Source organism: Ruegeria sp. 6PALISEP08 (assembly GCF_001238295.1).
Classification (GTDB): Bacteria; Pseudomonadota; Alphaproteobacteria; order Rhodobacterales; family Rhodobacteraceae; genus Ruegeria.
Genome location: NZ_LGXZ01000006.1, coordinates 232,070 through 245,372, shown reverse-complemented (window position 1 = coordinate 245,372; position 13,303 = coordinate 232,070). Strand labels below are relative to the sequence as shown.

The following is a 13,303-nucleotide window of genomic DNA, read 5'->3' as shown; positions in this document are numbered from 1 at the left end:
ATTATTTCTCGCTTTCCACAAGCCCTTTGACAAAGAGCTTTTGCATTGCAATCACAACCAGAACCGGCGGGATCATCGCCAGAACGGCCGTACCCATGATCAAATGCCAGACAGGAAGACTTTCACCCGAATTCACCATGCGTTGAATACCCATAACGATGGTGTATAGCCCCTCGTCCGTGGTTACCAAAAGCGGCCACAGGTATTGGTTCCAGCCGAAGATGAAAAGGATGATGAACAGCGCCGCTATGTTCGTACGGCTCAGCGGCAGCAAAATGTCCCAGAAGAAGCGCAGTGGTCCGGCGCGGTCGATCCGCGCGGCCTCGACCAACTCATCGGGGATGGTCAGAAAGAACTGACGGAACAGAAGCGTCGCTGTCGCAGATGCAATCAGCGGCACGATCAACCCCGCATAGCTGTTGAGCAGCCCCATTTTGGTGACGACGTCAAACGTCGGTAGAATGCGCACCTCGACCGGCAGCATGAGGGTGATGAAGATCATCCAGAAGAACACCATGCGGAACGGGAACTTGAAATAGACCACCGCATAGGCCGAGATGATCGAAATGGCGATTTTGCCAAACGTGATCCCCAGCGCCATGATCGCACTGTTCAGCATCATACGGCCCAGCGGCACACCACCCGCTTCGGGCAGGCCCCGGCTGATCAAGAGTGAATAGTTTTGCCAGCCCTGATCGCCAAACCACATCGGGATCGGGGATGAGGAAAGCGCGTCGGCGCTATGTGTTGATGCCACCAGCGCCATCCAGACCGGAAAGCATAGAAACAGCACTCCGATTATCAGCGCAGCATGGGTCAGAACGGTCAGGAAGGGGCGATTTTCGACCATCAGTAGTTCACCTTGCGCTCGATATAGCGGAATTGGATGAAGGTCATGCCGACCACCAGCGCCATCAGAACAACTGACTGCGCGGCTGAGCTGCCATAGTCCTGACCAACGAAGCCGGTGGAATAGACACGATAAACCAGAATCGAAGTCGCATCGACCGGGCCGCCTTCGGTTGTGGCGTGGATCAGTGCAAAGGTGTCAAAGAAGGCATAGACCAGATTGATCACCAGCAGAAAGAATGTGGTGGGCGTCAGCAGCGGGAACACGATGGTCCAGAATCGCCGCGCCGGGCTGGCGCGATCAATGGCAGCCGCTTCGATCAACGATTTCGGGATGCTTTGCAGACCGGCCAGAAAGAACAGGAAGTTATAGCTGATCTGCTTCCACGCCGCCGCGACAATCACCAGCAACAACGCCTGGTCGCCATTTACGTAATGATTCCAGTTCACTCCCAGCGCCTTGAGCCAATAAGCGACAATGCCAAGGCTTGGGTTCATCAGGAAATACCAGATTACGCCAGCCAAAGCCGGTGCAACTGCATAGGGCCAGATCAGCAGGGTACGATACGCGGTCGCGGCCCGGATCACTCGGTTGGCGGCTACCGCCAGACCCAACGAGATGCTCATGGTCAGCGCAGCGACCGAGACGCTGAAAATCAGCGTGGTTCGGAAAGATCTGAGATAACCCGGATCGGCGAACAGCTCTGCATAATTCTGCATTCCAACCCAGTTACGGGAAAACCCAAACGCGTCTTCAACATAAAACGAGCTTTCCAGCGCCTGATAGGAAGGCCAGAAAAAGAAAATCAGCGTGATGGCGATCTGCGGTGCAACTAACAAATACGGCAGCAGCTTGGATCGGTAGACGACGCGTTTCTGCATGTCAGATCTCGGCAGTCAGTGGGATCAAAAACGCGGCCCCCTACAATCAGAGGGAACCGCGCCATGAGGGGGTATCTTAGCTGTTCGCGCCCTGGAACTTACGCAGCAGCGTGTTACCGCGCTTCACAGCGTCATCCATTGCGGTCTTGGCATCTTTTTCACCCGACCAGACAGCTTCAAGCTCTTCGTTGATCACATCGCGGATCTGAACGAAGTTGCCAAAGCGCAGACCTTTCGAAGCCGGTGTCGGCGCGTTCAGGCTCAGCTGTTTGATGGCGGTGTCGGTGCCCGGATCGGTTTCATAGAAACCCTGTTCCTTCGACAGCTCATACGCTGCTGTGGTGATTGGAACGTACCCGGTGGTCTGGTGCCAGTAGGCCTGCTGTTCGGGCGCTGAAACGAACTGGAAGAATTCAGCCGCGCAGGTGTATTCGGGTTTCTCGTGACCGTTCAGAACCCACAGGGTCGCACCGCCGATGATCGAGTTCTGCGGTGCTTCGGCCAGAGAGGAATCCAGCGGTAACATGGCCTGACCGAATTCGAAGTCCTTGATGTCGTTCTTGAAACCACCGTAATAGGCCGAAGAATTGATCCACAGCGCAGTCTCACCGTTCACGAATTGCCCACGGCTGTCTCCGCGGCGACCGCCATAGACGAACAGACCTTCTTCGCCCATGTCTGCAATGCGCTGGATGTGATTTACAACAGCATCGTTGTTGAAGGTGAATTCGGTCGACAGGCTGGCGAAACCGTTTTGCTCGGTGCCCATGTCAACATTGTGCCAGGCCGAGAAATTCTCGATGTTCGACCACGACTGCCAGCCGAAGGAAAACGGCTTTTCGACACCATTGGCCTTCAGTGCGCGCGCAACTTCTTCAACTTCGTCCCAGGTGGTCGGAACGGCAACACCTGCCGCATCCAAAGCGGTCTTGTTGTACCACAAAACCGGGGTCGATGAGTTGAAGGGCAGTGACAGAAGGTTGCCGTCGGTATCAGTGTAATACGAAATCACGGCGGGCAGGTATTTCGACTGATCGAAGTCGATACCCGCGTCTTTCATCAGTTTGTGGACAGGATAGATTGCGCCTTTGTCGCCTGCAGCCATCATCGTGGCGGTGCCGACTTCGAACACCTGGACGATATGAGGCTGTTCGCCCGCGCGGAAGGCGGCAATCGCGGCGGTCATGTTCTCGGTGTAGTTGCCTTTGTAGGTCGAGTTGATCACGCAGCTGTCCGACTGAGCATTGAAGTCAGCAGCAAACTTGTCGGTGATTTCGCCCAACTGGCCACCCATGGCGTGCCAGAATTGAACTTCGGCCTTGTCGGCTGCAAAGGCGGCGGGGGCAGCGAAAACCGCAGCGGTCGCGGCAGCGTATTTCGTCGATGTTTTCATTGGATCCTCCAGGCTGGGTCACAAAGCGATATTGGGCAAGTCGTGTCAGGTTCGACGCCTGTCCGCCGCCTACTGCGATTCTGTAACGTTCATATGAAATTTCTCTGTGTTCATATGAACTAAGATGCTGAATTAGCATCGGAGTTAGAGACCAAATTGGATAGGTTTATTTCAAATGAACGCGCTGGTTCCTTTCCAAATACAGACGTCGGCCAGCACAGCTTGCTGAGCGCAACTGCATTGTTTCAAAAGCATTGGGTGTGAATGTGTGCCGGACCAGCGACACTGAGCTGACAGGAAAAACTTGATCCTCTACGCGGGTTCGGGGCACATAACTGACGTTTTCAAAGAAATGTCTTCCGGTTCAAGATCAACTCTGCACTGTTCTGCAACCGGTTGCGGGATTTGGACGATGATGCATAATGCACAGACAATGAAAATCACCTCGACATCCCTTTCCTTTTGCCCTTGGAGTCACCGCCCGTGAGCGTGACCTTAAAAGACGTCGCTGCCCTTGCAGGTGTATCGCGATCTGCTGTTTCGCGCACCTTCACCGAAGGCGCCTCGGTCTCGGCAAAAACACGCAGCAAGGTCGAAAAAGCGGCACGCGAACTGGGCTACAGCCCGAATGCCCTTGCTTCGTCGCTGACCACCGGGCGCACCAAACTGATCGGATTGATTTCGAACAATTTTCACAACCCTATTTTCCTTGAGGTTTTCGATCAGTTCACCCGTGCCTTGCAGGAACGTGGACTGCGCCCGTTGATCGTGAACCTGACGGATGAGACCGAACCCGCCAATTCGGTCCGAATGCTGCGGCAGTACTCGGTAGATGCGGCTATCGTGGCGTCGTCGACGCTGCCACCCAGCTTTGCCAAGGCGTTTCATGATGCTGGCGTGCCCGTGGTGCATACGTTTGGACGGTCGGCCACTTCGCCCGAAGTGCATGTCGTTGGCATCGACAACGTGGAATGTGGACGTATGGCCGCCCGCGAACTTTTGGCACGCAAATATACGCGCATCGGCTATCTGGGCGGACCTCAGGATGCGACCTCGGCCCTGGACCGGCATCGCGGCTTCATGGAGGAATTGTCCGACCACCCTGAGATCGACGTGAGCCATTGTTTTGCCGGGGCCTACTCTTTCGAGGCTGGGCGGGCAGAAATGCTGCGCCTTCTCTCCGAAACTCCGGCCGAAGCTTACTTCTGCGGTGACGACATCCTGTCTATCGGCGCGCTATCAGCGCTGAAAGATCATGGGTTGAAGCCAGGTCAAGACATTGGAATCATTGGTCTGAACGACATGGAAATGTCGCGATGGGAAAACATCGACCTGACGACGATTCACCAGCCGATCAAGCAGATCATCACCTCATCCGTCGATCTGATTGTCGAGATGTTGAAAGAGCCTCAGCGCTATCCCGAGGCCCGTATATTCCCCTGCCGCGTAATTGAGCGGGGCACATTGCGGCCCCGCCCCTGATTAGCGAAACATCGGCGGACGGGCGTCCTTCCAAGCCCCACCTGCTTTGCCCGAAGCAACGGCTGCATAGACCGCAGCGATGGATCTCACTCCATCCGCTGCTCCGGGCAGCCCGTCCCGGACTTCACCGCGAATTGCATCTGCCAGATCGCAATAGATATTGGCCACCGCCAGAGGGAATCCCTCGGGGTGCGCGATGGCGACCCGAGACAGACGCTGAACTTCGTCATGCAGATCGCCCTCGCCCTTTTCGATGATTTGGGTGCGCCCACCGACGGGCGTGTAAATCAACTGGTTGGGTTGCTCGGATGCCCAGCGCAGTCCGCCGGTTTCGCCAAAGACCTGAATATCAAAGCCATGCTGCCGTCCGATCGCCACCGATGACGTCCAAAGGCGTCCAACCGTGCCGCCTTCCATACGGAAGTTGATCATTGCATCGTCTTCCAACTCACGGCTGGAGATAGTCGAGGCCATATCGGCGGCAAGGGTCTTCACCTCGTCATCGCAGATAAAGCTGGCCATATGCAGCGCGTGGATACCGCAATCGGCAAACTGCCCAGAGATCCCTGCCATAGCTGGGTCATAGCGCCAGCGGACACGCGGGTTGTCTGCGTCGGTGGCGTCGCCATGATGACCATGGCTGAAGTTCGTCACAACCAACCGCACCTTGCCGATATCGCCTGCACGCACCATCGCACGGGCCTGACGCACCATCGGGTAGGCAGAATAGCAGTAGTTCACCGCGCAGATCTTGCCCGAAGCTTCGGCCACGCGGACGATCTCTTCGCCTTCTTCCACCGTCATGGTCATCGGCTTTTCGCACAAAACGTTGAAGCCAGCTTCCAAATAGGCCTTGGCAATCTCGAAATGGGTCGAGTTTGGTGTTGCGATGGTCACCAGATCAACCCGGTCATCCCGGTCTTTCTCGCCCGCCAGCATCTGTTGCCAGTCACCATAGGCGCGGTCAGCAGCAACCCCCAGCCGCTGCGCGTATTCCCGGCCTGCTTCGGGCCGGTGATCCAGCGCGCCAGCGGCAAATTCAAACAGCCCGTCAGCCTGAGCGCCCAAACGGTGGGCAGGCCCAATCTGGCTGCCTTCACCACCCCCGATCATGCCCCATCTCAACTTAGCCATGGTCATCGTCTCTCTTTAGAATTTCATAGGTTAAGCGATCAGAAATCGCTGATGTCTTTCCATCGTCGCTGATCTGACGATGCCAGGCCAGCGGCCAGCACGCGGTTCACCTCATGCCCATCGCGAAAGGTGGGCCAGGCCGCTTCTCCGGTGTGAATGGCCTGCAGGAAATCCTTGGCCTCGATGATAATCTGATCCTGATATCCAGTTCCGTGACCCGGGCCCTGACAGAAGGGTTCATAATCCGGGTGCGCGGGACCTGACAGGATCTTTGTAAACCCGCGCGAAGCTTCGGGCCCTTCCCGCTTATACAGCCACAGCGCGTTCTGGTCTTCCTGGTCAAACCGGATCGCGCCTTTTGTGCCTGATATTTCATAAGCGTAACCCATTTTCCGACCCGTCGCGACCCGGCTGAAATACAGGTTACCCATAACCCCGTTTTTGAACCGGCACATCATCTGGGCATGGTCGTCATTTGTAACCTCGCCACCCGGGCGGGTTTTGTGCACCGTCTCCACATCGGCCATCACCTGCGCAATCGGGCCAACAAGTGCCAACGCTCCGTTGACCATATGCGGCGCCAAATCTCCAATTGTGCCATTGGCCATTCCTGTCGTGCGCCACGTGGCTGGGGCATGCGGATCGGCATAAAAATCCTCGGTATGCTCACCCCTGAACCACGTGATGTCACCGATCTCACCATCGGTGATCAACTGGCGGGCGTACTGGCTGGCGGGTGTGCGAATATAGTTGAACCCCACCATGTTCACGGCACCCGCGGCTTCGGCTGCCGCAACCATCGCCCTGCTGTCTTCAAGCGATGCTCCTAGTGGTTTTTCACACAACACGGGCTTGCCCAGATCAAAAGCCGTTTCGGCGATCTGACGATGCGTGGATTGAGGCGAAGCAATTACAACGGCTTCGACCTTGGGGTCTTCAACCAGCGCGCGCCAATCGTCAGTCGCGCGCGTAAAGCCATAGGCTGTCCGGTAACGTTCAGCGCTTTCGGGGCTGGATGCACAAATGACCTCAAGCCGGGGCCTCAACGCGGTGTTGAACACCGCACCAACTGCCGACATGGCAACTGAATGGGCCTTGCCCATATAGCCGCCACCCACAATTCCAATTCCAATTTCAGGCATCTGCAACGGCTCCGAACATATCATTTGCAACCGGTTGCAAAATCAGTATCGTGTGAATCGATTCAACGCAAGGTCCAAACTTTGCCGACCCCACTGTGCCGGAGGACATGACTTGAGCGCTTTGATAGACGGTATCAAAGGAAACCGCTTTGCCGTTTTCGGGCGAGCAGGCATGGACTTGTATGCAGACCCCATCGGTGTCAAAAGCGAGGATGCCGACACGTTCCATGCCGATCTGGGTGGTTCATCCGCAAACATATGCACCGGGTTGGTGAAGCTGGGCAGTCAGGCCTCGCTGATCACGTCTGTCTCGGATGATGCAGTTGGCCGGTTCTGCCTGAACCGATTGCGGCACTATGGCGTCGATACATCCTATATCCGGGTATTGGGTGGTGAATATCGCATGTCTCTGGCTGTCTACGAAAGCCGGATCGAGAACTTTCAGAATGTCATCTACCGCAACGGGGCCGTCGATTTTCAGGTCACTGAAGAGGACATGGACAAGGTCGACTTTTCATCCTTCTCGGCAGTCATCTCGGCAGGCACGGTCTTTGCCTCCGAACCATCGCGCGGCGCTACGTTCCGTGCGTTCGAATATGCACGAGCTGTTGGTCTGCCAATCATCTTCGATATCGACTACCGCCCCTACAGCTGGCCCTCGCCCGAGGTAGCCGCCGAGATCCTGTCGCGGGCCGGAGACGCCAGCGACCTGATCGTCGGCAATGACGAAGAGTTCGGGTTCATGGCTGGAGGTATCGAAAAGGGCTTTGCCAAGGCCAAGGAACTGGCAGAAAAACCTGGTCGGCTGGTCATCTACAAGATGGGCGAGAAAGGCGCCGTCACATTGATGGACGGGCAAGAGATTGAAACCGGCATCTACCCGGTCACCGCCGTCAAACCCAATGGGGCTGGCGACAGTTTCATGGCGGGCCTATTGGCTTCAATTGCTACCGGGCACGACCTGAAAGACGCTGTCATGCGCGGTTCGGCCTGCGCATCGATCGTGGTGTCAAAGTCAGGGTGCGCGCCAGCCATGCCCACGACCGCTGAACTGGATGCGTTCCTCGCCTCACACCCCGGTCCAACCACATAGGAGACTCCCATGCACATCGCGCCCTATGACAACCAGAATAAGCCAATCGTCGACGCCGATGATCCAACTGTCCCGTTGAACTATTTCAACATCGTCAAACTGAAAAAGGGCGAAGCGTTCGAATATCAGGTTCCCGGCTACGAGACCTGCATCGTGCCCGCCACCGGCAGTGTCGACGTGGACGTCGAAGGCGTTGCCTTCGCGAAGCTGGGCAACCGGGGCGAAGATGTCTGGGATGGCGATCCCGAAGGCGTTTACGTGCCCGTCGGTGCAAAAGTGCAATTGGTTTGCGTTTCAAATGAAGCCGAAGTCTTCATTGCCGGTGCCAAATACGACAAGGTTCTGGACCCGTTCGATGTGCGCGAACACGACCTTGTGCAATACGGCAGCGACGACACCAAAACTCACCGCAAGATCAAACACATCCTCGGCCAGAAACAGCACGACAAAGTTGGCCGCCTGCTGGTGAGTGAGCTGTTCACCGTTGGTCAGGGCGGCTGGTCAGGCTTTCCCAGCCACAAGCACGACACCAACCGCCTGCCGGACGAGACCCGCCACGACGAGACCTATAATTTCCGCTTCAAGCCCAACTGGGGCTCGGGCCTGCAGATGTTGCAACGCGAGGACAACGAACCGGGCGATGCCTATCATATCGTGGATGGCTCAACGATCTGTATCGACAACGGTTATCATCCCTGCTGCGTTCTGCCGGGCTATGAGATGTATTATTTCACCATCCTCGGTGGTCTGACCCAGCGTTCGTTGGTGCAGTATTTCCAGCCCACCCATGCCTATCAGATCGAAACGATCCCAGGCATCAAAGACATGATCGCGAAGTTCAAATGACTCTCGTCACATTGAAAGACGTCCTGCAACCCGCCTATGAACAAGGTTACGCCGTGGGCGGGCTTGTCACCCTCGGCTGGGAAGACATGCGCGCCTACGTGGCAGCGGCCGAGGCGGAAAATGCACCGGTGATCCTGCAAGCTGGCCCCAGCTGTCGCGAACACACGCCGCTGCCCGTACTGGGTAAAATGTTCCGGTATCTCGCCGAAAACGCGTCGGTTCCGGTCGTTGCACATCTGGATCACGGCTATACGTTCGAAGACTGCAAGATTGCGCTGGACAGCGGTTTTACCTCGTTGATGTTCGACGGGTCGCGCAAATCTTTGCAACAAAACTTCGACGAGACCGCCGCGATTGCCGAGATGGCTCATGCGGCCGGGATTTCATGCGAGGGCGAGATCGGCTTTGTCGGTTACTCGGGCGGTGAAGGATCCAATGGCACCGACCCCGAGGAAGCTGCGAAATTCGCACGTGAAAGCGGGGTGGACGCGATGGCGATTTCGGTCGGCAATGTTCACCTTCAGCAGAACAAGGAAGGTGGTTTGGACGAGGCACGTATCGCCGAGATCGATGCCATGACCGAAGTACCCCTGGTCATTCACGGCGGGTCGGGTGTGCCAGTGGAGCAGCGCATGAAGCTTGCGCAAAAGACGTCGATCTGCAAGTTCAACATCGGGACCGAGCTGCGTATGGCGTTCGGCCATGCCATGCGCGAGGCTGTCAACCGCGATCCGGATCGGTTTGATCGCGTCTCTATCCTGAAAGAAACACACGACCCGGTCGAGGCCGCTGCCCGCACCGTGATCCGTGCCTTTGGTGCCCCACCGCAAAGGTAAAGCGCCCAAACTCCCTTAGATCGTAAAGGCAGCCCGGAAGGCCTCGAGCGCTGTTTCCGGGTCGCCCGCGGCAGTCGCCTCGAGGCCGACGGGGCCACGATAACCCATATCCTTGAGCGCCCGCGCAACAGCGGCATAGTTGATCTCTCCGGTTCCCGGTTCACACCGGCCGGGGTTGTCGGCAACCTGAATCTCTCCGACCCATGGCAGGCATTTCTCGCACCAACGGACGAGGTCGCCTTCCCCGATCTGTGTGTGATAGAGGTCCAGATTGATCCGAAGAAGTGGATGATTGACTGAGGATACCAGCGTCAAAACATCTTTTGTCGATCCAAAGGGACAACCGGGATGATCCAGCAGGTTCAGGTTCTCAAGCGTGAAAACAACATCTTCTTCTTCGGCCAGATCACAAATGCGGTGCAAAGTGTCCCGTGCCTTCAGCCACATGTCACCGGTCACGACATCATGCTGCCAGATCGGAATTCCACCATCACCCAGACCGGTGCCGTGCAGGTTCAGACGATCCACGCCCAGACGCTTGCCAATCTGCGCTGTCTCACGCGCAGAGTCCAACAACATGTCAGCCCCTTCATCATCCGCAAGACGACCCTGAAGATACCCGTCCATGATCGTGTAATTCGCGCCAACGCGTTCCAACTTATCCAGATCCCACGCTGACCAGTTCCACAGGCCGACACCAAACCCCATCTCGGTCAGCCGCGCAGCGCGCCAATCCATGGGTTTGTCCAGCCACAGCATCTCGGCACATGCCGCCAGTTGAAAGGGTTGAGACATGTCAGCTCTCCAATTGTTCTGATTGGTTCAGATCGAGCCACCCTCGACCATGAAGTTCCCAGCGCTGCACATGGCAGCATCGTCAGAGGCCAGAAACAGCACCATCCGCGCCACATAGACCGGTTCAATCGGGTCCGGCAGGCACTGACGGTCCACCTGCTTGGCCAGCGCCTCGGGCGTGACCCACAGGTCTTTCTGGCGATCGGTCATGATCCAACCCGGCACGACCGTATTCACACGGATGCGGTGATCACCCAACTCGCGCGCCATGGTGCGGGTCAGGCCGTGTACTGCGGATTTGGCGGTGGCGTAGGCCGGAAATCCCGCCCCGGCCTCCCACCAGGAATTCGAGCCAATGTTGACGATCGAGCCTTTGCCCTTTGCGATCATACCCGGGGCCACGGTCTGAATAGCAAAGAACATATGGCGGATATTGGTCGCCATGCGCTCATCCCAATACTCGGGCGTCACATCGCGCCAGTCGTGGCGGTCATCGTGGGCGGCGTTGTTGACCAGTACATCCGCTTCGCCCAACTCCTCTACCAATTGCCCCAACGCATCCTGCATGGCATCGATATCGCGCAGATCGCATTGGGCGAATGCATGCGCGCCGTTCAGCTCCGACATCAAAGCAAGCCCGGCATTAGCGTTGAGATCCAGAAACCCGACCTTTGCCCCCTGATCGGCAAAAGCGCGAACGGTTTCCGCGCCAATTCCCCCAGCCCCGCCGGTTATGAAAACCGTTTTGCCTGCAAGGCTTGGGTAATTGGCGAAATCTTTGCTCATCCGTCACGCTCCATGATCCATTCGACCTCGGGGGCCGGTACAAATCGCCACTTCCGCAGGGGACCCGCCATGACGTTCAGATAGTACATCTCAAACCCATAGGGCGCGCCGCAAGGGTGATGACCGCGCGGGACGGTCACAACATCGCCATCAGAGACCGCCATCGTCTCATCCAACTGTCCGTCATCCGTATAAACCCGCTGTATCCCGAACCCGTTTGCAGGGTTGAGACGATGATAATATGTCTCTTCCAGATAGGTGATCCGGGGGAAGTCATCCTCGTCATGACGGTGGCTGGGATACGAAGACCAGTGCCCATTTGGCGTAAACACCTCAGTGACCAACAAACTGTCGGCGTAGTCCTCGTTCTCCATCGCTATGTTATTGATGTATCGCGTGTTCACGCCCTTACCGCGTTCGGTGAGTGTGATGCCATCCGGCCCAATGCGACGCGCTTGGTGACCGCCTTTGCCCGGAGCCGAGCACACGGCCACAACGCAATCGGTTTCCGCCACCGCCTCCCAGTCCGTCCCGTTCGGCAGGTACAAGCAGTGCGGTGGCGTCTTTTCGAACACGTTCATTCGGTCGCCCAACACGCCCCAATCCTGCCCGGCTCCGGTGATCTTTGCCTTGCCTTCGACCATCACGAGAATGACCTCTCGGTCCCCAGTGGCCTCGGCCGCCCTGTCCCCTGCCTTCAGGTGATAAAGCCCGAAACCCACATACCGCCACCCGGCGCTGGCTGGCGTGATGTCATGCACCTTGCCACGGGTGCCGAAGGGTTTCTTGAGCAGATCTGCCATAGTTCTTCTCCGATTGGAGCGGGCTCGTTGGTCCGCCCGTTTGGGCCTTAAGCGGCTTGTCGTGACTGCAATGCTGAAAGAGCGTCAGAAAGTTCTGTATCGCTCCACCCATCGGATAGGGCGCGATGCAGGATGTCCGCCTGACTGTCTGGCGCGTTGCCACCAACCGGTGGGTCCGTATCAAGGTTGGTCGGGAAGGGATAGCCCTCGGCTGTTGCCCCGACGGCAGCGTCGATTTCCGCGGCGCTCAGATCGCCGCGTTGCCTCAAGGCCGACAGCGCAGGAAACACGGCCTGTGACATCGCAGCACGATTGACGGCTTCCATCGCGCGTCCGAAAGCTGACGACACCTGAAGCAGGTTGGCCATCCTGTGAATGTTGTTGCTGCTATTCTCACCCGCTGCGTGGAACAGCGCGGGATTGAAGAACACCGCGTCCCCTTTGTTCAGCGGCAACTGGATGTAGGCTTGCTCGAAATGATCCCGATGCGCCGGATCATGAAATGCCAGATACCCCGGCGCGTAGAGCTGCGAGAACGGCAACAGTTTGGTTGGCCCGCTTTCCACTGGCATGTCGCAATGCGCGACGGCCCCCTGCAAGGTCAGCGAAGCCGTCACCAGATGGGCATGCGCCGGATACCGCGCGGCACTGTCCGCCGTTTGGAAGCCCAGATGGTAATCCCGATGCGCCTGTTGTGCTTTGCCACCGGGTCGCACCTGATTGACCTGCGCGGTCATCTGGTAATTCGGCCCCAGCCAGGCCTCGCACGCCGCTGCAATAGCCACATTCCCGAAATACAGCGCAAAGCCCTCTGGGTCACGCATGCACTGCTTTTGCAATGCGTTCCATATCCGGTCATTGGCGCCCGAGGCCGCAAAGTGGTCGCCTTCACCACCTGCGCCCTCGCGCTCCTCCTTGATGATCTGTTGGAACACTCCGGTCGCCCGGTCGATCACGGACGTATCCGCAAAAGCGCCGCTAAGAACGATCACGCCCGCCGATTTATCAAGCACGCGCGCCCATTCTGCCAGCAGCGCTTTTCTTTGATCTGCATTCTCCAAGGCGGGGCGCAGCGCGTGCATGTCGTAGATCGGAACGTTCTTTTCCACCGAAGCGGCATGAGGGACCACATCGAGCGTCAGGTTTTGCGAGGTCAACACCTTGAATTCATCCAGATCACAGGACTCCCGGTCGAAATAACCGACATATCCAAGTTCCTGATGTACCATGACATACTCCTCTTTCATGGCTTCGGTGTTGCC

13 protein-coding genes are annotated in these 13,303 nt (G+C 57.2%); 4 read left to right on the top strand and 9 right to left on the bottom strand.

What is annotated here, in order from left to right:
- Position 1: 1 nt before the first annotated feature.
- From ugpE to ugpB, 3 genes are all read right to left on the bottom strand, one after another.
- Entirely contained in the window at positions 2-850 is an 849-nt protein-coding gene (gene ugpE, locus ALB80_RS11355) for a sn-glycerol-3-phosphate ABC transporter permease UgpE (RefSeq protein WP_050604168.1), read from the bottom strand.
- The gene (gene ugpA / locus ALB80_RS11350) at positions 850-1,731 is read right to left on the bottom strand and encodes a sn-glycerol-3-phosphate ABC transporter permease UgpA (protein WP_050604167.1); all 882 of its coding nucleotides are present in this window, start codon (positions 1,729-1,731) and stop codon (positions 850-852) included. Before ugpA ends, ugpE begins: the two co-directional genes overlap by 1 nt.
- Before the next feature lie 76 nt (positions 1,732-1,807).
- Positions 1,808-3,124, bottom strand: a complete 1,317-nt coding sequence (ugpB, locus tag ALB80_RS11345) for a sn-glycerol-3-phosphate ABC transporter substrate-binding protein UgpB (RefSeq protein WP_050604166.1) — start codon at positions 3,122-3,124, stop codon at positions 1,808-1,810.
- A gap of 483 nt (positions 3,125-3,607) precedes the next feature.
- On the opposite strand from ugpB, the gene ALB80_RS11340 reads away from it, so the two are divergent.
- A complete protein-coding gene (locus ALB80_RS11340) occupies positions 3,608-4,606 on the top strand; it encodes a LacI family DNA-binding transcriptional regulator (protein ID WP_050604247.1) in 999 nt (332 codons plus the stop codon).
- Here ALB80_RS11340 and ALB80_RS11335 read toward each other — a convergent pair whose 3' ends face one another.
- Both ALB80_RS11335 and ALB80_RS11330 read right to left on the bottom strand, forming a co-directional pair.
- Entirely contained in the window at positions 4,607-5,740 is a 1,134-nt protein-coding gene (locus ALB80_RS11335) for a Gfo/Idh/MocA family protein (RefSeq protein ID WP_050604246.1), read from the bottom strand. It lies immediately after the preceding gene.
- Between the two features lie 38 nt (positions 5,741-5,778).
- Positions 5,779-6,882, bottom strand: coding sequence for a Gfo/Idh/MocA family protein (locus ALB80_RS11330; protein WP_050604165.1), 1,104 nt, complete (start codon positions 6,880-6,882; stop codon positions 5,779-5,781).
- Between the two features lie 112 nt (positions 6,883-6,994).
- Here ALB80_RS11330 and iolC point away from each other — a divergent pair, with 112 nt between their 5' ends.
- The 3 genes from iolC to ALB80_RS11315 are packed head-to-tail and all read left to right on the top strand — an operon-like array spanning position 6,995 to position 9,657.
- Complete coding sequence (gene iolC / locus ALB80_RS11325; protein ID WP_157054193.1) at positions 6,995-7,975, top strand: 5-dehydro-2-deoxygluconokinase; 981 nt, start codon at positions 6,995-6,997, stop codon at positions 7,973-7,975.
- Between the two features lie 9 nt (positions 7,976-7,984).
- A complete protein-coding gene (locus ALB80_RS11320) occupies positions 7,985-8,821 on the top strand; it encodes a 5-deoxy-glucuronate isomerase (RefSeq protein ID WP_050604164.1) in 837 nt (278 codons plus the stop codon).
- Positions 8,818-9,657, top strand: coding sequence for a class II fructose-bisphosphate aldolase (locus ALB80_RS11315; protein ID WP_050604163.1), 840 nt, complete (start codon positions 8,818-8,820; stop codon positions 9,655-9,657). Before ALB80_RS11320 ends, ALB80_RS11315 begins: the two co-directional genes overlap by 4 nt.
- A 15-nt stretch (positions 9,658-9,672) precedes the next feature.
- On the opposite strand, the gene ALB80_RS11310 is transcribed toward ALB80_RS11315, so the two are convergent.
- Genes ALB80_RS11310 through ALB80_RS11295 form a run of 4 tightly spaced genes read right to left on the bottom strand, consistent with a single transcriptional unit; the run spans position 9,673 to position 13,270 of the window.
- A complete protein-coding gene (locus tag ALB80_RS11310; protein ID WP_050604162.1) occupies positions 9,673-10,452 on the bottom strand; it encodes a TIM barrel protein in 780 nt (259 codons plus the stop codon).
- Between the two features lie 27 nt (positions 10,453-10,479).
- Positions 10,480-11,238: an SDR family NAD(P)-dependent oxidoreductase gene (locus ALB80_RS11305; protein ID WP_050604161.1), complete on the bottom strand. Its 759-nt coding sequence runs from the start codon at positions 11,236-11,238 to the stop codon at positions 10,480-10,482.
- Positions 11,235-12,041 carry a 5-deoxy-glucuronate isomerase gene (gene iolB / locus ALB80_RS11300; protein ID WP_050604160.1) on the bottom strand — a complete coding sequence of 269 codons (807 nt, stop codon included), beginning with the start codon at positions 12,039-12,041 and terminating at the stop codon, positions 11,235-11,237. The genes ALB80_RS11305 and iolB overlap by 4 nt, the downstream gene beginning before the upstream one ends.
- A 47-nt stretch (positions 12,042-12,088) precedes the next feature.
- Positions 12,089-13,270 (bottom strand): phytanoyl-CoA dioxygenase family protein, encoded by a 1,182-nt coding sequence (locus ALB80_RS11295; protein ID WP_050604244.1) that lies wholly within the window; start codon positions 13,268-13,270, stop codon positions 12,089-12,091.
- Positions 13,271-13,303: the final 33 nt, after the last annotated feature.